Annotated in this window: 18 protein-coding genes and 1 pseudogene; 13 read left to right on the top strand and 6 right to left on the bottom strand. The window is 60.5% G+C overall.

The features are described 5' to 3' along the window. Window positions 1-35: 35 nt before the first annotated feature. The 4 genes from JZY08_RS24085 (at window position 36) to JZY08_RS24070 (ending at window position 4,968) form a co-directional block, all read left to right on the top strand. Window positions 36-431, top strand: coding sequence for a cupin domain-containing protein (locus JZY08_RS24085; protein ID WP_216331938.1), 396 nt, complete (start codon window positions 36-38; stop codon window positions 429-431). A gap of 214 nt (window positions 432-645) precedes the next feature. Further along, window positions 646-2,277 (top strand): SulP family inorganic anion transporter, encoded by a 1,632-nt coding sequence (locus JZY08_RS24080; RefSeq protein ID WP_216331936.1) that lies wholly within the window; start codon window positions 646-648, stop codon window positions 2,275-2,277. After that, window positions 2,261-2,878 carry a ParB-like protein gene (locus JZY08_RS24075; RefSeq protein ID WP_137039572.1) on the top strand — a complete coding sequence of 206 codons (618 nt, stop codon included), beginning with the start codon at window positions 2,261-2,263 and terminating at the stop codon, window positions 2,876-2,878. Before JZY08_RS24080 ends, JZY08_RS24075 begins: the two co-directional genes overlap by 17 nt. Further along, on the top strand, window positions 2,875-4,968 hold the full coding sequence (locus JZY08_RS24070) for a mechanosensitive ion channel family protein (RefSeq protein ID WP_216331934.1): 2,094 nt from the start codon (window positions 2,875-2,877) through the stop codon (window positions 4,966-4,968). Before JZY08_RS24075 ends, JZY08_RS24070 begins: the two co-directional genes overlap by 4 nt. 23 nt (window positions 4,969-4,991) lie before the next feature. On the opposite strand, the gene JZY08_RS24065 is transcribed toward JZY08_RS24070, so the two are convergent. After that, on the bottom strand, window positions 4,992-5,756 hold the full coding sequence (locus tag JZY08_RS24065) for a UTRA domain-containing protein (protein WP_246231422.1): 765 nt from the start codon (window positions 5,754-5,756) through the stop codon (window positions 4,992-4,994). Between the two features lie 126 nt (window positions 5,757-5,882). Between JZY08_RS24065 and JZY08_RS24060 the strand changes: the two genes are divergently transcribed. From JZY08_RS24060 to JZY08_RS24020, 9 genes are all read left to right on the top strand, one after another. Then, window positions 5,883-6,926 (top strand): ABC transporter substrate-binding protein, encoded by a 1,044-nt coding sequence (locus JZY08_RS24060; protein WP_216331932.1) that lies wholly within the window; start codon window positions 5,883-5,885, stop codon window positions 6,924-6,926. A 112-nt stretch (window positions 6,927-7,038) separates the two neighbouring features. Then, on the top strand, window positions 7,039-7,845 hold the full coding sequence (locus JZY08_RS24055) for an alkaline phosphatase family protein (RefSeq protein ID WP_216331931.1): 807 nt from the start codon (window positions 7,039-7,041) through the stop codon (window positions 7,843-7,845). Beyond that, entirely contained in the window at window positions 7,842-8,666 is an 825-nt protein-coding gene (locus JZY08_RS24050) for an ABC transporter permease subunit (protein WP_216331930.1), read from the top strand. Before JZY08_RS24055 ends, JZY08_RS24050 begins: the two co-directional genes overlap by 4 nt. Beyond that, window positions 8,663-9,457, top strand: a complete 795-nt coding sequence (locus JZY08_RS24045) for an ABC transporter permease (protein WP_216331929.1) — start codon at window positions 8,663-8,665, stop codon at window positions 9,455-9,457. The genes JZY08_RS24050 and JZY08_RS24045 overlap by 4 nt, the downstream gene beginning before the upstream one ends. Then, window positions 9,454-10,455 (top strand): ABC transporter ATP-binding protein, encoded by a 1,002-nt coding sequence (locus JZY08_RS24040; RefSeq protein WP_216331928.1) that lies wholly within the window; start codon window positions 9,454-9,456, stop codon window positions 10,453-10,455. The genes JZY08_RS24045 and JZY08_RS24040 overlap by 4 nt, the downstream gene beginning before the upstream one ends. A gap of 120 nt (window positions 10,456-10,575) precedes the next feature. Then, on the top strand, window positions 10,576-11,454 hold the full coding sequence (locus tag JZY08_RS24035) for a hypothetical protein (protein ID WP_216331927.1): 879 nt from the start codon (window positions 10,576-10,578) through the stop codon (window positions 11,452-11,454). Window positions 11,455-11,585: 131 nt separating this feature from the next. Further along, window positions 11,586-12,602: a DUF1402 family protein gene (locus JZY08_RS24030; protein ID WP_216331926.1), complete on the top strand. Its 1,017-nt coding sequence runs from the start codon at window positions 11,586-11,588 to the stop codon at window positions 12,600-12,602. Window positions 12,603-12,619: 17 nt separating this feature from the next. Beyond that, the gene (locus tag JZY08_RS24025) at window positions 12,620-12,817 is read left to right on the top strand and encodes a hypothetical protein (RefSeq protein WP_216331924.1); all 198 of its coding nucleotides are present in this window, start codon (window positions 12,620-12,622) and stop codon (window positions 12,815-12,817) included. A gap of 165 nt (window positions 12,818-12,982) precedes the next feature. Continuing rightward, window positions 12,983-14,539: a TerC family protein gene (locus JZY08_RS24020; RefSeq protein ID WP_216331922.1), complete on the top strand. Its 1,557-nt coding sequence runs from the start codon at window positions 12,983-12,985 to the stop codon at window positions 14,537-14,539. 218 nt (window positions 14,540-14,757) lie between these two features. Here the strand turns inward: JZY08_RS24020 and JZY08_RS24015 are convergent, their stop codons facing one another. The 5 genes and pseudogenes from JZY08_RS24015 to JZY08_RS23995 all read right to left on the bottom strand — a co-directional run bounded on the left by JZY08_RS24015 (window position 14,758) and on the right by JZY08_RS23995 (window position 19,865). Further along, window positions 14,758-15,384 (bottom strand): dual specificity protein phosphatase, encoded by a 627-nt coding sequence (locus JZY08_RS24015; RefSeq protein ID WP_216331919.1) that lies wholly within the window; start codon window positions 15,382-15,384, stop codon window positions 14,758-14,760. Between the two features lie 49 nt (window positions 15,385-15,433). Beyond that, entirely contained in the window at window positions 15,434-16,351 is a 918-nt protein-coding gene (locus JZY08_RS24010; protein ID WP_216331918.1) for an inositol monophosphatase, read from the bottom strand. A gap of 59 nt (window positions 16,352-16,410) precedes the next feature. Next, window positions 16,411-17,523 carry an ABC transporter substrate-binding protein gene (locus JZY08_RS24005; protein WP_216331917.1) on the bottom strand — a complete coding sequence of 371 codons (1,113 nt, stop codon included), beginning with the start codon at window positions 17,521-17,523 and terminating at the stop codon, window positions 16,411-16,413. Window positions 17,524-17,572: 49 nt separating this feature from the next. Further along, entirely contained in the window at window positions 17,573-18,709 is a 1,137-nt protein-coding gene (locus tag JZY08_RS24000) for an ABC transporter substrate-binding protein (protein ID WP_216331916.1), read from the bottom strand. 24 nt (window positions 18,710-18,733) lie between these two features. Continuing rightward, a pseudogene (locus JZY08_RS23995) lies at window positions 18,734-19,865 on the bottom strand (ABC transporter substrate-binding protein). Window positions 19,866-19,902: the final 37 nt, after the last annotated feature.

The following is a 19,902-nucleotide window of genomic DNA, read 5'->3' as shown; positions in this document are numbered from 1 at the left end:
CAAATCACCCCACGATCCAAATCAGGAGAATGACCATGGAAATATTGCGCGCTGGAGCACGGGCATCCGCCAAAGGCCCCGAGGCCTGGTTCACCGGTACGGTCCGCATCGATCCGCTGTTCAACCCGTTCGATGCCGAGCGGGTGCAGGGCGCGCAGGTCACCTTCGAACCCGGCGCCCGCACCGCCTGGCACACCCACCCGCTCGGCCAGACCCTGATCGTGGTGTCAGGCCTTGGCCGGGTGCAGCGCGAGGGTGGCCCGGTGGAGGAAATCCGCCCCGGTGACACCGTCTGGTTCGCGCCGGGCGAAAGACACTGGCACGGCGCCGCGCCCAATGTCGCCATGACCCATATTGCGCTTCAGGAAGTCAAGGACGGCAAGGTCGTGGACTGGATGGACCACGTCACCGACGACCAGTACGGCGGCTGACGGGGCTAAATCGGGAGGGCGCCACCGCCGGCCGCACGATTACCAGCACCAGGCCGCCCCGGAACGAGCGAAATATCTCGGAAGCACGATTTAAACTTTGACTTGCATCCGCAATGGGTGAAACCTCTATCCCATTGGGAACATGGTGGAGAATCGTGATCTTACCGGGTGAAAGTTTCCTTGCCTTTGTCACCGTCAATGCGGTCGCCACTCCATGCCCATAACAGTAAACCGGCGCGATGTGATTGCGGGATTGTCGATTGCCGGCCTGATGTTGCCGGAAGCCATCGCCTATTCGGGCATTGCCGGCGTTCCGGCCCAGCACGCCATCCTCGCCGCCATCATGGGCTGCATCGTTTACGCTTTCTTTGGCCAGAGCCGTTTTGCGGTTGTCTCGCCCACATCCTCTTCCGCGGCAATTCTGGCGGCCATGCTGGCAACGCTTTCCGTCACGCCCGCGCAGAAGATGCTGCTCGTTGCCATTACGGTTGCTCTGGTGGGCGTGCTGTTTCTTCTTGCGGCCGTCACCCGGCTCGGCGCGCTGTCGAGTGTGATCTCGCGTCCGGTGCTGCGCGGTTTTGCTTTCGGCCTCGCCATTCTGATCACGATCAAGCAATTGCCGAGCCTGTTCGGAATAAAGGAAACGACCGGAGAACCGCTGGCCATCCTCCTGCAAATCCTGTCTCATCCTCAGGACTGGAACCCTGACAGCATCGCCGTCGGCGTAATTGCCCTTGCCGTGCTGCTTCTCCTGCGCAGACGTCCGGCCATTCCAGGCAGCCTCGTCGTCATCGTGGCCGGCATCGCCGTGTCGATATTGCTCAATCTTCAAAGCCGGGGGGTCGCCGTCGTCGGCGCGATTGACCTTGCCGGCATATGGGCCGGACCATTCTCCGTCTCGCTCGACGACGTCGCCCATGTCGCCCGCTTCGCGCCGCCGCTCGTCCTCATTCTCTTTGCAGAATCCTGGGGCACGGTGCGCAGCTTTTCGCTGCGTCACGGCGAGAGCGTCGATTCCAATCGTGAACTAAGAGCGTTCGGGCTTGCCAATATTGCCAGCGCCGCCGTGCAGGGCATGCCGGTCGGTGCGGGTTTTTCCGCTGGAGCTGCAAGCGAGGCGGTCGGCCCGCAGAGCCGGCTCGCCTCGGCCATCGCTGCAATCGGCCTTGCCACCTTCAGCCTCGTCGCGTCCGGGTGGTTCGCTTTCATTCCGCAAGCGGTTCTCGCCGCCGTCATTGCCGTGGCGCTTCTGCACGCGCTCGATCCCACACCGATCATCCGTCTCTGGAGACTCGGCAACGATGCCTATCTGGCGCTTGCGGCTGCGGCCAGCGTGCTTGCATTCGGCGTTCTCAACGGCATGCTGGTCGCGGTCGCCCTGTCCTTCGCCGTCTTCGTTCGCCGGCTGTCGCTGCCGCACGTCATGCATCTCGGCCGGCTGGGCGACAGCCACGACTTTGTCGACATGGAACGCCACCCGGATGCGAAGGATGTGTCCGGCATGATCATCCTCAGGCCCGCGCAGCCGCTTTTCTTTGGCAATGCGGAACCGATCCTCGCCGCCGTCACAAAACGGATCGCCGCCCGGCCGGAGCTGCGGGTCGCGATCTTGAGCCTTGAGGAAACATTCGAACTGGATTCCACCGCGCTCGATGCGCTTCTGGAGTTCGATGCCTCGATGCAGCATAGCGGCATCGTGGTTTATTATGCGCGGGTGCATGACCACGTGCGGGATCTGCTGCTCGCCGGCGGCGGAAACGACATGGTTGCCCGCAGCAATTTCAGCGTCGATGATGCCGTAACGGCGGCCATGCGCCGGGAGGAGAGCCATGCCCAACAACCTTGAACCGCATCTCAGCCCGGTTGAAATCCTCTCGCTCAGGCCAACGCAGATGACAGTTGGCCTGCGGGAGGTTGAAACCAAGCGCCGGCAATGGGCCGCCATCCAGTCGGAAAAGGGGGCCGAATTCCTCGGCCACCACATGGTGCCGGTCGTTGTCGGCTACAAGCAGCGCCTTTACCTTGTCGATCATCACCACCTCGCTCTGGCCTTGCACAACGAGGGGGTGAAGCATGTGCTGACAAGCATCGTTGCCGATCTTTCCCATCTCGGCAAAGAGGAATTCTGGTCGGTCATGGACCACCGCAACTTCGTCTATCCTTTCGACGCGGACGGTGTGCGCCGCCCCACCGCCGATCTTCCGAAACAGATCGTGGACCTCGAAGATGATCCTTTCCGCTCACTTGCAGGTGCCGTTCGTGACGCCGGCGGTTTTGCCAAGATCGAGGCGCCTTTCAGCGAATTTCTCTGGGCCGACTTCCTGCGTCGCCGGGTGGGCAAAAAAGAGCTGCGGCATTCCTTCGAGGACGCCGTGGCGGAAGCACTGGTGTTGGCGCGCTCGCACGATGCGCGGCATCTGCCTGGATGGTGCGGAGCGGACCGATGATCACCCTCACCTCACTCCTCAGAGCAATTGCGGCCGCAGCCGTCGCACTTTTCCTGCTGGGGATAGCCAGCCTTGGCGCACAGGAACTGCCGCCCCCCGCCAAACCGCCCGCCCCGCAACAGACGACGGAGCAGAAGGTCGATCAATTGCTGCAGCTTCTCGGGCAGGATGACGTTCGCGCACTGCTCACGCAAAAGCTTGCGGCAACGGGTGCCGAGCCGCCGCCGCAACTGACGCCGCAGAGCCAGTTGAGCGACCTCGACCAATGGGCGAGCAAACGGCGCGAACATCTGGCCCGTATTGCAGCCGACCTGCCCGTCATGTCGGCGCAGGTGACCTCCGCGCTGGGAAGACTTGGCGACGAGATCGGCGCCTATGGTTCCCCCATCTTTCTGCTGCATGTGCTGATCCTGTTCGGCGCAGGCATTGCCGGCGGCATCGCCACGAACCGGATCATCGTGATGCAGGCATCCCGCAAAAACGGCGTGGATATCGGCAAGGAAGCCTCGGCCGTCGTGTCCCGAAAGCTCCTGCCCGTCTTCGGTTACGGGCTTGCCATCACGACCATGTTCCTCGCCATCCAGTGGCCGCCCCTGCTGAGCGCCATTCTGTTGCCCTGGCTTGCGATGAGCGTCATTCTGCCCCTGCTTTTTGCCTTTGCCGGCCTGTTGCGCCAGATCATTGGCCGGGAGGCCCATACACGGCGCGATTTCTGGATCGTGCGCTGGACATGGCTCCTGACGCTTGCCGGAATTTTCTGGGCTCTGCTGAGGACGTTGGAAAATCTCGGCGTTCCCCGCGACACGCTCGGGCTTCTATCCGCCGCCATGGTCGGTTTCCTGTTCCTGCTCGCCGGCATCTGGATCTGGCGACGCCCCGGCGGCGAGCCGGGTTCGGAACGCACAAGGGCAATCGATGTCGCGCTGATCTTCGGCCTCATCATCCTCTTCGGGCTGCGGCTCGCCGGTGCCGGCGTCCTGTTCTGGATCGGGCTTTATGCGCTTGTTCTGCCCGGCCTTGCCTCCACACTCGGCGTCGCGGCGCGAAAGCTCGCAACGGATATGGGCGGCTACGGGGAAAGCGATCTGCGCCCGGTTCTGGCCGAGCGCGGCGTGCGGCTTGTCGTCGTCGGAACCGCCATAGTGTGGCTGATCTTCCTCGTTCGCGCCCATCCGGATTCCCTGCCCGACGGCGCTTTGCTGACATCGATCGTCGTTGGCGTCCTGCACGGGGCACTGATCCTGCTTCTAGCCGATCTCGTCTGGATCGCCATCAAGTCGATGATCGCGCGTCGGCTGGAGCTGAGCGCACCCGCCGTTGATCCAGTGAGTGGCCATCCGGGCAGCCAGCCGCAGGACGACCGGCTTTTGACCATTCTGCCGATCCTTCGCAACATGCTCGGCATCATCATCGCGGCTGTCGCGGTCATGACGGCGCTATCGGAACTCGGCGTCAATATCGGGCCTCTACTGGCAAGCGCTGGCATCTTCGGCATCGCCATCGGTTTCGGTTCGCAAACGCTTGTCAAGGACATCATCAGTGGCGTGTTCTACATGATCGACGACGCCTTCCGCGTCGGTGAATATATTCAGAGCGGCTCCTATCGCGGCACTGTCGAATCCTTCAGCATCCGCTCGGTCAAGCTGCGGCACCATCGCGGGCCGATCTTCACCGTGCCGTTCGGATCGCTCGGCGCCGTCGAAAACATGAGCCGCGACTGGTCGATCGACAAATTCATGGTCACCGTCGCCTTCGATACAGACATCGCCAAGGTCAAGGCCATCACCAAGGAAATCGGCAGGGCGCTCAAGGAAGACCCGGAATTCGGACCGTTCCTGATCGAGACCGTCAAGCTGAAAGGCGTCGAGCACTTCGGCGAATATGGCATGACACTCGGCTTCGGCATGATGCTGCGCGCCGGCGGGCAATCCTCGGTAGTGCGCCGCAAGGCCTATTCGATGCTGAAGGACGCCTTTGCGCAAAACGACATCCAGTTTGCCAGCATGACGGGCGCTTACCCGGCCGCGTCACGGTCGGCACGACCATCGGAGCCTGAACCGGGCGGCGAGACGGGACCGGTGGAAGAATAGAGCCCCGCATCCCGCCCCGTGTGTCAGCCCGCAAGCGAACCCTGCTGATCGGTTTCAACGCGCACCGATATGGCGTCATGGCGCCAATATTCGAGATCGCAATCGATGATGCGGCCGTGCTGGTCCTGATTGACGCGCGTGATTTTCAGGCCGTAGGCCCCTTCGCTGCAGCCGAGATGCTGGGCCGGATATCCGCGCAAGGCGACGGGGTTGATTTCAAAATAGGCCGGGCCGTAGGTGATCGCATAGCTGTCCTGATAAATCGTCGTCAGGGACCGGGTAAGATCATGCTGCAGGATGTCCGGGAAAATCTCAGCCGAAAGATAATGCTCAACGAAAAGCACCAGCCGGCCGTCGATCCTGCGCTTTCTGCGGATACGCCAGAACCGCGTCCCCGGCTCGCACCGCATGAGGGCGGCGAGCTCTTCCGGCAACGCGGCGGCTTCGGCCTCAACCAGTATCGTTTCGGCAGACCGTCCCTGCTCAGTGGCCATGCGGTGGAAGTGCGACCGGTGCAGCGGGCTGTAGACCAGGCGCGGCCCGGAAACAAACCAGCCGCGCCGGCTTTCCCGAAAGATCAGCCCGTCGATTTCAAGATGAAAGAGGGCCTCGCGCAGCGTGATGCGCGTGGTGGAATATCGTGCAATCAATTGCCGCTCGGAGAGAAGGCGACCATCCTTCACCACATCGCCTGCGACAATGGCCTGCCGCAATTGCTGCTCCAGTCCACCTCGCCGGCCGCCGTCGATATCCACTCGGTCGCTGTTCGCTTCTTTGCCCAACATCATCGCCCTTCGTTCCGTGGCCGTCAAAAAATGGCGGGCGCGTTTTACATCTGCGCTGAAAACGTCATTGGCCTGTCATAGCCAACGGATAATGAGCATGCAACTGGTCTAGACCAAGGAGCAAAGCCCATGAGAAATTCGATACTCTCCCTTTCCCTTCTCACCGTTTTCACCCTTCCCCTTTCGGCTCAGGCACAGGACCTTCCGGCCCTCGAAGCCGCCGCCCGCAAGGAAGGTGCCATCTACAGCGTCGGCATGCCGGATGGCTGGGCGAACTGGAAGGACACCTGGATCCAACTGACCGAGAAATACGGCCTGAAACACGCCGATACAGACATGAGCAGCGGCGAGGAAATCGCGAAATTCGCCAATGAAGGCGCCAATGCGACGGCGGATATCGGCGATGTCGGCCTCGAATTCGGCCCGATCGCGGTGGCCCGCGGCGTTACCCAGCCTTACAAGACGACAACCTGGGACCAGGTGCCCGATTGGGCCAAGGACAAGGACGGTCATTGGGTCATCGGTTATACCGGCACGATCGCCTTCCTGATCTCCGCAGACGTCAAGAACCCGCCCGCGTCCTGGGCCGATCTGCTCAAGGGCGACTACAAGGTTTCGCTCGCCAATGTCGGTTCGGGCGCGCAGGACAATGCCGCCGTGCTGGCGGCCGCCATCGCCATGGGCGGCGGCGAAGAAAACCTCCAGCCGGGCGTCGATCTCTTCGCCAAGCTGGCTGAAAAAGGCCGTCTGCTGGCCAATGGTGCAAATCCGGCTACCATGGAAAAGGGCGAAATCCAGGTCGCACCGATGTGGGACTTCAACGCCCTCAACTATCGCGACGTCGTCGGCCGCGAGAAGTTCAAGGTCGTCATTCCTTCGGACGGCTCTGTCACCAGCGGTTATGCGACCATCATCAACAAATTCGCCAAGCAGCCAAATGCCGCCAAGCTGGCGCGCGAATATATCCTGAGCGATGCCGGCCAGAATAATCTGGCGGTTGGTTACGCCCGTCCGATCCGCATCGACCGCATCACCCTGACGCCGCAGGCCAAGGAACGCCTGCTGCCATCGGAACAATATGCCAAGGCACGCCCGATCAATGCCGCCGTCTGGACCCAGGCCGCCGGCAAGCTGGTCAACCTCTGGCGCGCCAGCGTCGCCCCGAAGATGTAACCCGGTGCGAACCGCTTAAAAACCGAACGAATGTTCCGCGGGCATCGACCCCGCGGAACATGCTAAAAATACCCCGGTGCAACCCGACCGGCCGAAAGACGAGACGAAAGCGATGCAAAAGACGATCTTCATCCTGCTGGATGGCCTGCGATATGCGACGGCCCGTGACTGCCTCGGCTATATGGAGGGACTGGTCGCAGCCGGAAAGGCCGCAGCCTATGCGGTGCGCAGCGAATTGCCATCAATTTCCCGACCGCTTTACGAAACGCTGATGACGGGATTGCCGCCGGTCGCCCATGGCGTCACAAGCAATGGTGTGGTTCGCCGGTCCCGTTTTCCCAATGTTTTCTCGCTGGCAAGCGCTGCCGGGCGCTCCACCGCCGCATCCGCCTATCACTGGTATTTCGAGCTTTACAATCAGGCGCCGTTTTCTCCGGAATTCCGCCATATCGAGAATTTCGACGGCGGCATTCGCCACGGCTCGTTTTATTGGGCCGATCACTATCCGGATGACCATGTCTTTGCCGATGCGGATGGTCTGCTGCGCCGGCACAGCCCCGATTTCCTTCTTATCCACCCGATGAATATCGACAATGAAGGCCACAGGCACGGCGGCGGCACGCGGGAATATCGCAACGCCGCCCGCGCTGCCGGAGACCTTTTGGCGCGTTATCTGCCGGCCTGGCAGGCGGCGGGATACAGCATCATCGTCACCAGCGATCACGGCATGAGTGACGACGGCAACCACGGCGGACCGCATGAAACCGAGGCCTTGGTGCCCTTCTATACTTTCGGCGACGGCTTCACGCTCGATCCGGACGCAACGCTCTCGCAGACGGAGATTGCCGGGCTGATCTGCACGCTCCTCGCCATTCCCGACCACGGTCTGTCCGTGCCGCAGGGATTATTGACTGTATGAGCACGCAAAATCGCCAGATGCGGCTACTGGCAGCACCCTTTCTGGTGGTGCTCGCCATTCTCGTCGTCTGGCCGCTTGCGAGTGTCGTCAGCGACAGTTTTATCGCCGGCGGCGCGGTGTCGCTCGCCAATTATCGCACCATCCTCACCGATGCCTTTTACCTGCAGTCCTTCTTGACTACGACGATCATTTCGCTCGCAAGCACGGCGGCGGGCCTCGTCCTCGGCTTTCTGGTGGCGGTGGCGTTGAGAGCAAGATCGGGCGGCACCCGCCGCACCGTCATGGCCTTTGCCAATATCGGCGCCAACTTCGCCGGCGTGCCGCTCGCCATGGCGCTCATCTTCCTCTTCGGGCTGAACGGCATGTTCACGCTTCTCCTGAAGGAATTGGGACTGATCAACGATTTCAACGTCTATTCCCTTACCGGGCTCATCATCGCCTATTGTTATTTCCAGGTGGCGCTGGCGACGCTCCTGATCACGCCGGCACTTACCGCCGTCGGTCAGGACATCGAAGAGGCGGCGGCGCTGATCGGTGTCGGAAAGCTGCGGTTCTGGCTGAAAATTGGCATGCCGACCGTCGCGCGGCAGCTCGTGGCAATCGCCATTCTGCTCTTCGCCAACGCCATGGGCACCTTCGCGACGACCTTCGCGCTCACCGGCACCAGCATCAATGTCGTCACCATCCGCATCAGCGAACTGGTATCGGGCGATATCTTCTCAGACCCCAATCTCGCCAACGCGATTGCCATATGTCTGCTGCTCGCGCTCCTCGCCCCCATCACGGCAAGCCAGATACTGGCGGGAGAAAAGCGCCGATGACGCAGCGCCATTCAAAAGGATCGAGCCTGTTTCTGTGGGTCATGGCGCTGGTAATGATATCGCCGCTTCTGGCGACCATGATGAATGCGGTTGCGACCGACTGGTCCGGAACCCTGCTGCCGGCGGGTCTGACCGCCAGCAATTTCGTCACCATCCTGTCGGACCCACGTTTCCATGCGGCCCTCCTGCGTTCCACCCTGGTTGCAGCTGCCGCCCTGACGATTGCAACAATCATCATCGTCCCGGCGGTCGTCTCCGCCCATATCTACTGGCCGGCGCTCGACCGCTGGTTCGCACGGCTGGTGATCTTGCCCTACGCAGCCCCCGGCATCATTCTCGTGGTCGGTTATCTCAGGATATTTTCCGCACCGCCGCTGCAGATCGGCGGCTCACCGCTGGTGCTGGTGCTGACCTATGTGCCCCTTTGCTTTTCGATGTTTTATATCGCGGTGAAGAACGGTTTACGCAATCTCGACATCACCGAACTTCTGGATGCCGGCCGGCTGATTGGCGCGAGCGACCTTGCCATCCTGCGGCGCGTCGTCCTGCCCAGCATCCTGCCATCCATCGCGGTTGCGATCGTGCTCAATTTCGCGACGCTGTTCAGCGAATTCGTCTATGCCAAGATGCTGGTCGGCGGCAATTTCGAAACCCTGCAGATGTACATGTTCGCGCAGCGCAGCCTCAGCGGCCGCATCACCAGCGTCATCGTCATTCTCTATTTCCTGCTCATCCTTGCCTTTACCCTGATCGCCTTTCTGATGGTCCGGGACACGGAGCGTGCATCATGACCTATCTTGCGATCGACAATGTCAGCGCCACCTATGGCAATGCCACCGTTCTCGACACCATCGAGCTTGCCATCGACAAGGGCGAGATGCATGTGCTGCTCGGACCATCCGGTTGCGGCAAGACGACCTTGCTGCGCTCCATCGCCGGTCTCGTCTCGCCTTCGTCCGGTTCCATCGCGCTTGATGGCCGGCGGATCGACACATTGGCGCCGAAGGATCGCGGCATCGGCATGGTGTTTCAGCATTATGCGCTGTTTCCGAACATGACGGTGCGACAGAACCTCGCCTTTGGCCTGGAACAGCGCCGGCTGGCGAAAAAAACAATCGACGACAAGGTCTTCGCAGCACTGGAAACCGTTGCTCTCAGCGACCACGCCGACCGGCGGCCACACCAATTGTCCGGCGGCCAGAAACAACGCGTGGCGCTCGCCCGCGCCCTGGTGCTGGAACCCAAGCTGCTTCTGCTGGACGAACCGCTTTCGGCACTCGATGCGCAAATCCGCAAGCGTCTGCGCGACGAGCTGAAACGCATCCAGCGTGAAAGCGGTCTCACCAGCATCCTCGTCACCCATGATCAGGACGAGGCACTGTCACTCGGCGATCGCATATCGGTGATGAACGCAGGCCAGATCGCCCAGACCGCATCGCCGCAGGAGCTCTATTACCGGCCGGCCAATCTGTTCGTGGCCGGTTTCATCGGCGATGCCAACATCATTTCCGCCGATGACATGTCACGCATCACCGGCAGCCGCTTCGAGCGGACCGCTGTCATCCCGCCACATGCCCTGGCGATCAGAGGCACGGCGGAAGGGGCGACCGTATCTTTTATCGCAGAGGTGAAGGACATCAGTATTGTCGGCCCGACGGTGCGTTATCAGATGGATGCCTCAGGCGTTGCGCTGAAGGTCGAACATCCGAGCGCGCAGGATGCCCGATATGCGCCACCCGGCCAGCGGGTCACACTCACCGTTGCCGACCGTCAGGTTCATTACATCTGAGCGGTCGAGGCCAGCCAACACCGGAATATCTTCGAAAATCATGAAAAACGATATGGCCTGAAATACACGCGCCGGTATAAATATCCTTATCCTGTTTGACGGAAACCATGGGGACATCGGATGAATTCAGGGCGTCGCGGCGTTCTCGCATTTCTGGGCGGTCTTGTGCTGACAAGGCCTTCTCTTGGCAGGGCGGCGGGCAAGCCGCCGGCATTTGCCGAGCCCCGCTCCGAGTACAAACCGCGCCATGTCCTTTGTTTTCTCGGTGCGGAAAATGGTCTTTCCGCACTTCAGCAGAGCGCTCGCGCCGCCGTCGACACCTTTGCCGCCGATTTCAGTCTCGACGAGGACTATTCGCAGGATGAGCCGGACGACCGGATGGAGCGGTCCTTCAATGTCTGCTGGGATCGTGTCGACCCGGAGGCTTACCAGGAGGCCGATGAGGACGCCGTTGCCCGGCACGGTTCGGTTCTTTATGTGCTTGGTCCGTCCATGGATGCGAACACCGCCGTGGCGACCTCCGCGAAAGCGCTGATGTTCGTGCAGCACATGCTCGATCACGGCGCAGTCGCGGTAAAGGGTGAAAGCGCCGGCGTTGCCCATGGCGCGCGGCGGTGGAAGGAACTCTTCGAGCAGTCGCGCCGTGAAGCGGCCTCCGATGATCTAATGGCGCTTGCGAGAACATGCCGTCTGGCTTTTGCGCGCCGTCCCATCGGCGGCGATGCGGACGGAATGGGGAGCGTCGGATTTCATCTGGTCGGATTGCCCGACGTGCGGGTGCACTTCACCCGAAAAGACGAGCAGCAGCCCTCAACCAATGCCGAGCAGCTGAAGATCGCCGCGCTGATTGACGAGATCGCCGATCAGATGACGCGCGACGGCGTTGAAGCCACCCTGAAGGGTCGTCTCACCGAACTGTCCGATGACACGCGATATGAGGAAGACGAGTATAAATTCAATCCGTTCGGTGTCGCCACCGTTCAAAACTACAAGCTTTGACGCGAGGGCGATCAGGCACCCCCGCGCGGCCAGCAACGGGAAAGTGAGCGGCAAAAACTTGCCATGTGCGGACCGCCTGCCTATGAAGGAATTGCCACCGCAAGGATAATTCATACCATAGAGAATGCTGCATGAGCCTGTTTGCGAAGACCACCCGCGCGGTCGCCGTCATCCTGACACTGGCCTCGTTTCCTTCCCATGTGGTGGCGCAGCAGATGACCGTCGTGCCTCCCGGAAACCGTTCGGTCGAGCAGCCGGAAATACCTCGAACGTCGGCAATCAGGACGAAAGCGTTCTACACGACCTATGAGGAAAAATTCCGCAAGACGATCGATCTTCTGAACAGCGAACCTGCTCTTCTCGGCAAAATCAGGAAGGCTGCTACCGCCTACGGCATCGACCCTGTCCACATCGTTGGCGCGATTGTCGGCGAACATACCTTCAATGTTTCGGCCGTGGATCGCCTGCAGACCTATTATATCAAGGCCATTTCCTATGCGGCGCTTGATATAAGATTCAGCTATCAGGGCGTTTCCTTAAAGGCGTTTCTCGAAAGGCCGGAATTCCGCTCCTGCGAAGCGCTTGCCAGCGCGTCCGAGCAATGGAGCTGCCGGGACGGTGTGTGGGACGAAGATTTCCGGGGTAAGGTGGTCGACGGCGTCAGCTACGAGGCAATATCGTTCCAGCGGGCCTTCTTCCAGCCTTTCTATGCCGGGCAGACTTTTGGCCTGGGTCAGATCAGCCCCTTGACGGCCCTGCAGGTGACCGACCTGGTGAACAGGACCAGCGGCCTGCCGAGGCTTTCTGCGGAAAACCCGGGCGATATTTACCGCGATGTCATGGATCCCGACCGGAGCATCATCTACATCGCCGCCATTTTGCGGGACGCGATCGACGCCTATCGGGAAAAAGGCTTCGACATTTCCGGCAATCCGGGCATCACCGCCACCCTCTACAATGTCGGCCAGCCCCGGCGTCGCGCTGAACGCCTGCGCACCGCTGTGGATGCGGGCGAAAAGAACCGCCTGCCTGTCGAAAACTATTATGGATGGCTGATCAACGACCGCCTCGACATTTTGAAGAATATTCTCGATGGCAAGGCGATTGACCGACGGACGACCTCGGATATCGGCGAAAAAACCCGCTAACCACCTGGTTTTCCTTGATGATCGGCAATCGCACAGAGAGCGCCGTGCATGGCATCTTTGCGCCGGATATCACCTTATTTTTGCACGCAAAGATTGCCATTCCCTGCCGGCACACGGCTAAAGCAGGCAAAAATACTTTTCCATCCACTGAAAACCTGCTAGTTCCGGCTGCACAAGAATTGACTGATAGTGGGATAATTCCGCGATATGCCTGACGAAGGCGACAGTAGCGACGATAGTCGACACCGAACGAGGCTGGCTTGCGTAAAGCGAAGCCAGCCTCGTCCTTTCTTGTTTTCCTCAACGAAACGGGTTTCAACCTCGGATGTTCAGTCCGGGGCTTTGCGCGTTCGCGCCCGTTCCCATAAAGGCCCCTGACCATGGAATTCCTCGCAGATCCGAACATCTGGATCGGCCTCGTTACCCTTATCGTCCTCGAAGTTGTCCTCGGCATCGACAACCTCGTTTTCATCGCGATCCTCGCCGACAAGCTGCCTCCGCACCAGCGCCACAGGGCGCGGCTCATCGGCCTGTCCTTGGCGCTCATCATGCGCGTCCTGCTGCTGTTTTCGATTTCCTGGATCGTCACGTTGACAAGGCCGCTCTTCACCATCGCGGAATTCTCCTTCTCCGGACGCGATCTCATCCTCATTCTCGGTGGCGCTTTCCTTCTCGCCAAGGGAACGATGGAACTGCACGAACGGCTGGAGGGTGACCACAAACCCAAGCAGGGCAAGGTGGTCCATGCGGTCTTCTGGCAGGTCATCGTGCAGATCGTCGTGCTCGATGCGGTCTTCTCGCTGGACAGCGTCATCACCGCCGTCGGCATGGTCAATAATCTCTGGGTGATGATCACCGCCGTCTGCGTGGCCATGGCCGTAATGATGGCGGCATCGAAACCGCTGATGACCTTCGTGTCGAAACATCCAACCGTGGTCATTCTCTGCCTTGGTTTTCTCCTGATGATCGGCTTCAGCCTGATCGTCGAAGGCTTCGGTTTCCACCTGCCCAAGGGTTATCTCTATGCGGCCATCGGCTTTTCCGTGCTGATCGAGGCGGCAAACCAGCTCGGCAGGCGCAACCGCGAAAGGCGCATCACCGCCGGCGACATGCGTGAGCGGACCTCCGACGCCATCCTGCGGCTTCTGGGCGGCCGGGTCGGTGAACAGCCCCTCGGCGAGACCGCCGACCTTATCGCGGAACAGGCGGCGCGAAGCGATCTGTTCAAATCCGAGGAAAAAGACATGATCCGCGGCGTGCTGACGCTTGCCGAACGCCCTGTCGTTTCGATCATGACGCCACGGACGGAAATAGACTGGCTGGATGTCGACGCCGATCCCGACACGCTGAGAAACCGCCTGCTCGAACTCGACCATTCCCGTCTGATGCTTGCCCAGGGCAAACTGGACTCCTTCCTCGGCGTCGCTGCCACGAAGGACCTGCTGCGCGATCTTCTGCGGGACGGAAGACTGAACCTCGAAAGCTCTCTTCGGCAGCCGCTTGTCGTACACGAGAGCGCCACCGCCTTGCAGGTCATGGAACAGCTGCGCAAATCGCCGCTGCAGATGGCCGTCATCATCGACGAATATGGCACGCTTCAGGGGATCACCACCCCGACGGATATTCTCGAGGCGATCGCCGGTGAATTCCCGGACGAAGGCGAGGAACTGCTGATTTCGGAACAGGCCGAAGACGGGTCCTGGCTTATCGACGGCGCCGTCGATGTCAGAAGGGCATCCTACCTTCTCGACATTGACCTTGTGGACGATGCCGATCGCTACTCAACCGTCGCGGGCTACATCCTGTGGCGTCTCAATCGCCTTCCGGAGGTCGGCGAGCGTGTTGCCGGAGATGGGTTCGAATTCGAGATCGTTTCCCGTTCCGACAGGAATATCGAAAAGGTCCGGGCGTGGAACAATGCGCTTCATGAGGCGTGAGCCGGGGGAACTCAGATCGAGGAGAATCTCTCTTCCGTCATGCCGGGCTTGACCCGGCATCCAGTCACGGCGCGTCTGCGCCGTGAGAAACAAGTCTTTTGCGATCAAGGGCTTGATCGCACTGGACCCCGGATCTAGTCCGGGGTGACGGGGGCGGATGCTACGGCTTTGCCAAAAGCATGAGTCCTGCAGAACCAAATCAGCAGTCGCCGCCATCTTCAATGCGCGGCATCGATCATGGTAATCCACCCGGCGGCACGGCGGGCGGAATCCGCAAGCACGGGCTTCGGCGCCTTGTACCATTCGTTTTCCGGCAATTCGCGCTTCACGCGAACAAAGCTGATGGCATCGTCGAGCGTCGGGAATTCCACCGGCAACGTCAGGTGCAGAAAGAGCGCAACGACGGCGACGGAGCGCGAACGGCCGCCGCGGCAATTGATCAGCACGTTGCCACGTTCCCGCCGGGGATAAGACGGCTTGTCCGGCAGGATCTGCTCCAGCGCCGCCCGCAGGATGTAGTGGGCAGCAACCATCTGGGTATCGGGATTTCCATCGCCGTCGATCAGGCCGATCTTGTAATAGCGGATTTCACCCGGCCCATAGACACTGCCTTCATGATCGGAAACGATCTGCGGCTGTTCCACGAAATTGAAATCCAGATTGACGGCGCAATTGACGACGGTGGTGATGCCGTTATCGCGCAGAAGCTTGAGATCACTGGCGCCTTCCTTGCCCGAAATGAAGAGATCGACGCCATAAAGCGGATGCCGCTCATAGATGCGACTGAGCTTCGGCAACTCGCCGGTTTCCTGTTCTCGGGATAGGGTCTTTTCCGGTTGCGGCATGTCATGTCTCCATCGGCGCCGATATGGCCGCCGTCATGTCTTTGCTTGTTCAGGCGTTGGCATCCGCCTGGTCTTGTGGGATCGCTGCTTTAGCGATGCGGCTTGCGGATATGGACCGCGCCACCCGCTGCAATGTCGGGTAATTCGCCCCCTCGCCCGTGGCGATATAACCGGGGCAGAGAAAATCGGCCGATCCCTCCGCCACCTTGCCGAGCGTCAGCGCTTCATAGGTTCCGCCGGCATTCTTCAGAATGAGAATGGCTGCGGCCACATCCCAGGCATTGACGCCGAAACCGGTAGCCGCATCCGTCCAGCCCGCCGCAACATGGGCGATGCTGAGCGCGGCGCTGCCAGGCCGGCGCAATGTCGAGAAGGTCTCGACAAGAGCGCCGAAATTGGCAAGCGCCGCGTCCCGCCCATCCAGCCGGAAATCTCGCGAGACAGGATAACCGGTGATCAAGGTCGCCCGGGTCTCGTCTGCAACACTGCGGGAGCGCAGCTTGTCTCCGTCCAGATAGGAAGCCTCAAGATTGGCGGAAAACATCTGGTCCGCCACGGGATCATAGACCACGCCGGCAACGGCCTCGCCGTTAATCACGGCGGCAATCGATACGCACCAGAAGGCAAGGCCGCGTGCGAAATTCGCCGTGCCGTCGATGGGATCGACATACCATTGCACCTCGCCGCTGCCGCTCTGGCCGCCCTCTTCGCCCATGATCGCCGAATTGGGCTCCCGTTCGAGAATGACGGCGCGGATCGCGGCTTCGGCGCGTTTGTCGTGAATGGTGACGATGTCGTGGAGATCGACCTTGTAGTCCACCGCCATGTCCGATCGGAATGCCGCCAGCAGCGGATCGCGCACGGCACGCGCCGCCGCCTCGGCTATTTTCATCAGCCGCACCGAGCGGGAAAGCGCCTCCTCGTTTTCAGGTTTATGTACGGTTGAAGAAGGGCTTTGCATCGGCATATCCAGTCTGTTCGTTCTCAAAGGAGGGACCGGCGCGGCAGGGGCCGCGCCAGCCGGGATCATTTCCTGTAATTGACGCGCCAGACATCCTGCCATTCCTCGCGACGATCGAAATCGTTGAGGCCCGTGGCGGAATCATACCCCATCAGCCTGTCGGCAACCTTCATCAGTCCCGAAGGCTCGTCAGCCGGCATCTTGATGTCGATGTTGGTCGGCAGCTTGCCGTCCTTCATCTGCGGGGCGATGCCCTCTTCCGTCAGGACGTAATGGATGAAGAGCTTCGCCATATTCGGACTTTTGGTCTTCGACGCGATCAGCCCAAGCTTGATGTAAGTCCAGCCGACCCATGGATCGAGACCGGTGCAGAGGCCAAGCTTGTAGCCCTTGTCGGCATTGTCGCGGAACTTGGCGGAGCTGAGTAGGCCGAAAAAGGGCTGTTTCTGGCCGGGCGCGCCAACGGCCTCCGCCACGGGGTCGTCACCATCGGTGGCAAGCGGGCCGTTCTGCGCCAGCGCCTTGATCCAGGCTACGGCCGCATCCTTTTCGATATCCTTGCCGAAATGCGCCTTGTAGGCGGCCGCCACCTTTTCATTGCCATGGGCTTCGAGCTGGTTGAACCAGTCCGTATAGGTGCTCTTGCTCAAGGGATCGACCATGGCGACCTTGCCTTTCCATTTCGGCTCGGTCAGTTCCCAGATGTTGCTCACCGGGCATTTGTCATAGGCTTCCGTATTATAGGCCCAGACATTGGCGTTGGTGGAGATTGCCAGCGGGTTCTGGAACTGCGCCGGGATTTTCGAGGCCATGTCGCCCGGCAGATAATTCTCGACAAAACCCGCTGGCAGAAGCTGCGCGAGCGCCGATGGCGCATCGGTAATCAGCACCACATCGCCCTGCACATTGCCGGACTGGCTTTCGCGGATGATCATTTCCAGCTGGCTGTTGGCGGAAACCTTCACGCCTGTCGCCTTCAGCCCGTATTTGGCGCTGAACTTGTCGGCCATCTCCACGATCTTGCCGGTGCTGTCGTAGATATTGATCGGCTTTTCCTGCTTCGCGGCCGCCAAAATCGCATCGAGATCGAAGGTTTCTTCGGCCGTGGCACTCATTGCGGATAAGCCTGCAACGACAGTCGCTATCGCCGTCATCGGTAAAAATATGCTTCTTCTCATCGTTCCCCTCCCAAGGAAAAGGCGAGGCAGGCTCGCGCCCGCCCCGCCGTTATTTTTTGTAGTTCACGCGCCAGAAATCCTGCCAGCCTTCGCGCTTGTCGAGATCGTCGGCCGCCGTTGCGGCATCGAAAGCCATCAGCTCGTCGAGATGATCGGCGACCTTCGAGGGTTCATCCGCCGGCAGGGCGATTTTCGTGTTGCCGGAAATTTTGCCGTCCACCGTCTGTGGCGCGATGCCCTCTTCGGTCATTAGGTAATGCAGGAAAAGCTTCGCCGCATTCGGGCTTTTGGTCTGCCCGGCAATCAGGCCGAAACCGGGATAAAGGAAGCCGGAAAAAGGCTTGACCCCGCTGCAAAGACCGAGCTTCAGCCCCTTGGCCTCATTGTCACGATATTTCGCCGCCGAGGTGATGACGAAGAAGGGATCGGTCTGCCCCGGAGCGCCCGCCGCATCGGCAACCGTGCTCGAATCCGTCAACAGGGGAGCGTTTTCGGCAAAGGCCTTAACCCAGGCGGCCGTCGCGCTTTTTTCGCCCGTTTCCAGCTTCTTGCCGTAAAGGTCCTCATAAGCCTTGGCGACATCGGCATCGTGATGGGTTTCGATCTGGTTGAACCAGTCGGCATAAAGCGGCTTGTCGAACAGATCGAGCATGGCAAGCTTGCCCTTCCAACGCGGCTCCGTCAGTTGCCAGATGTTGGTGACCGGGCATTTGTCATATTTCTCGGTATTGTAGGTCCACACATGCGGATCCGAGACGACCACCAGCGGATCGCGCAGCTTTTGCGGAATATCACCTTCCATATCCGGCGGTGACCAGCTGGTGGCAATGCCTTCCGGCAGAAGTTCCCCCATGGCGGAGGCGACATCCGTTGCGACGCTGACATCGCCGACGACATTGCCGGCGCGATGTTCGCGGATCATCAGCTCGACCTGCGTTGCCTCGTTCACTTTCTTGCCGCTCGCCTGCACGCCATATCTGGCGGTGAAGGCCTGCGCGGTATCGACGATCTTGCCGGTCACCGCGTAAACGGTAATCGGTTTTTCCTTCTTCGCAGCGTCGATAAGCGCATCGAGATTGAAGGCGTCCTGCGCATGGACAGCGCCGCCAAGCGAAAGCGAGAAGATGAGGCTGAGTGCGGAGGCGGCCATCCGCCGCCGCCCGCCACGATATCGGTTCTTGGTCATGATAGTCACTGCGTCGTTCCCCCGTTATTTTTTGTAGTTCACGCGCCAGAAGTCCTGCCAGGTTTCGCGCGCATCCCAGTCCTCAAGGCTCGTGGCCATGCTGTAGGGCAGAACGCGATCAAGCACGGCACCGATGCCGGAAGGCTCGTCGGCGGGCAGTTTCACGTCTTTGTTGGTGGACATCTTGCCGTCGATCGCCTGTGGCGCGATGCCTTCGGCGGTCATGACGTAGTGAATGAAGAGCTTTGCCGCATTCGGGCTATTGGTGGGTGCCCTTGGTGATCAGGCCGACGCCCGGGTAAAGCCAGCCGATCCAAGGCTTCAGCTCCTTGCAGAGGCCGAGTTTCATGCCTTTATCGGCATTGTCGCGGAACTTCGCCGAGCTGATGAGGCCCATGAATGGCTCCTTCTGGCCGGGCGTACCAACGGCCTCGGCCGCCGCCGCATCGGCATCGGTCAGAAGCGGCGCGTTGGCGGCCAGCGCCTTCACCCAGGCTGCCGTCGCGCTTGTCTCTGCGGTCTCCAGCTCCTTGCCGTAAAGTGCCTTATAGGCGGCCTTCACCTCGCCATCGCCATGCGCTGCCATCTGGTTGAACCAGTCGACATAGGAGGCCTTGCCGAGCGGATCCTGCATCGCCACCTTGCCCTTCCACTTCGGATCGGTCAGTTCCCAGATGTTGGAAACGGGGCATTTGTCGAAAAGCTCGGTATTGTAAGCCCAGACATTGGCGCTGGTGACGACGGTGAGCGGATCCTGATATTCCGGCGGAATATTGCCGGCGAGATCCGGCGGCAACCAGCTCTCGACAAAACCCATTGGAATAAGCTGCGCCATCGCCGCCGGCGCATCGCTGATGATCGAGACGTCACCCTGAATATTGTTGGCCCGCGCCTCGCGAATGACCATTTCCAGCTGCGCGGACGCCTTTACCTTCGCGCCCTCTGCGCCCACGCCATATTTTGCGGCGAAGTTCTTCGCCATTTCCACGATCTTGCCCGTGCTGTCATAGACGGTGATCGGCTTTTCCTTTTTGGCAGCCTCGATAAGGGCATTGAGGTCGAAAGGCTCCTCCGCCTTCGCCACGCCGCCAAGCGTTGCGGCAATTGCCGTTGCACACAGGAGACGGCAAAGGCCGCCCGTCATTTTCCGCTTCATACTGCTCCTCCTTCAGCAAGCGATTGTCAGTCTTTTC

The organism is Rhizobium sp. X9 (assembly GCF_018873185.1).
GTDB lineage: Bacteria > Pseudomonadota > Alphaproteobacteria > Rhizobiales > Rhizobiaceae > Agrobacterium > Agrobacterium oryzihabitans.
The sequence above is the reverse complement of the archived record's forward strand: the minus strand, read 5'-3'. Positions and strand labels throughout refer to the sequence as shown.

Bases quoted from the DNA above. Each gene is read 5' to 3' on its own strand.
- JZY08_RS24010 (WP_216331918.1), bottom strand. From the start codon at position 16,351: ATGCCGATGCAAAGCCCTTCTTCAACCGTACATAAACCTGAAAACGAG.
- JZY08_RS24025 (WP_216331924.1), top strand. From the start codon at position 12,620: ATGATCGGCAATCGCACAGAGAGCGCCGTGCATGGCATCTTTGCGCCG.
- JZY08_RS24060 (WP_216331932.1), top strand. From the start codon at position 5,883: ATGAGAAATTCGATACTCTCCCTTTCCCTTCTCACCGTTTTCACCCTT.
- JZY08_RS24080 (WP_216331936.1), top strand. From the start codon at position 646: ATGCCCATAACAGTAAACCGGCGCGATGTGATTGCGGGATTGTCGATT.
- JZY08_RS24005 (WP_216331917.1), bottom strand. From the start codon at position 17,523: ATGAGAAGAAGCATATTTTTACCGATGACGGCGATAGCGACTGTCGTT.
- JZY08_RS24035 (WP_216331927.1), top strand. From the start codon at position 10,576: ATGAATTCAGGGCGTCGCGGCGTTCTCGCATTTCTGGGCGGTCTTGTG.
- JZY08_RS24020 (WP_216331922.1), top strand. From the start codon at position 12,983: ATGGAATTCCTCGCAGATCCGAACATCTGGATCGGCCTCGTTACCCTT.
- JZY08_RS24085 (WP_216331938.1), top strand. From the start codon at position 36: ATGGAAATATTGCGCGCTGGAGCACGGGCATCCGCCAAAGGCCCCGAG.
- JZY08_RS24000 (WP_216331916.1), bottom strand. From the start codon at position 18,709: ATGACCAAGAACCGATATCGTGGCGGGCGGCGGCGGATGGCCGCCTCC.
- JZY08_RS24055 (WP_216331931.1), top strand. From the start codon at position 7,039: ATGCAAAAGACGATCTTCATCCTGCTGGATGGCCTGCGATATGCGACG.
- JZY08_RS24030 (WP_216331926.1), top strand. From the start codon at position 11,586: ATGAGCCTGTTTGCGAAGACCACCCGCGCGGTCGCCGTCATCCTGACA.
- JZY08_RS24050 (WP_216331930.1), top strand. From the start codon at position 7,842: ATGAGCACGCAAAATCGCCAGATGCGGCTACTGGCAGCACCCTTTCTG.
- JZY08_RS24070 (WP_216331934.1), top strand. From the start codon at position 2,875: ATGATCACCCTCACCTCACTCCTCAGAGCAATTGCGGCCGCAGCCGTC.
- JZY08_RS24065 (WP_246231422.1), bottom strand. From the start codon at position 5,756: ATGATGTTGGGCAAAGAAGCGAACAGCGACCGAGTGGATATCGACGGC.
- JZY08_RS24040 (WP_216331928.1), top strand. From the start codon at position 9,454: ATGACCTATCTTGCGATCGACAATGTCAGCGCCACCTATGGCAATGCC.
- JZY08_RS24045 (WP_216331929.1), top strand. From the start codon at position 8,663: ATGACGCAGCGCCATTCAAAAGGATCGAGCCTGTTTCTGTGGGTCATG.
- JZY08_RS24015 (WP_216331919.1), bottom strand. From the start codon at position 15,384: ATGCCGCAACCGGAAAAGACCCTATCCCGAGAACAGGAAACCGGCGAG.
- JZY08_RS24075 (WP_137039572.1), top strand. From the start codon at position 2,261: ATGCCCAACAACCTTGAACCGCATCTCAGCCCGGTTGAAATCCTCTCG.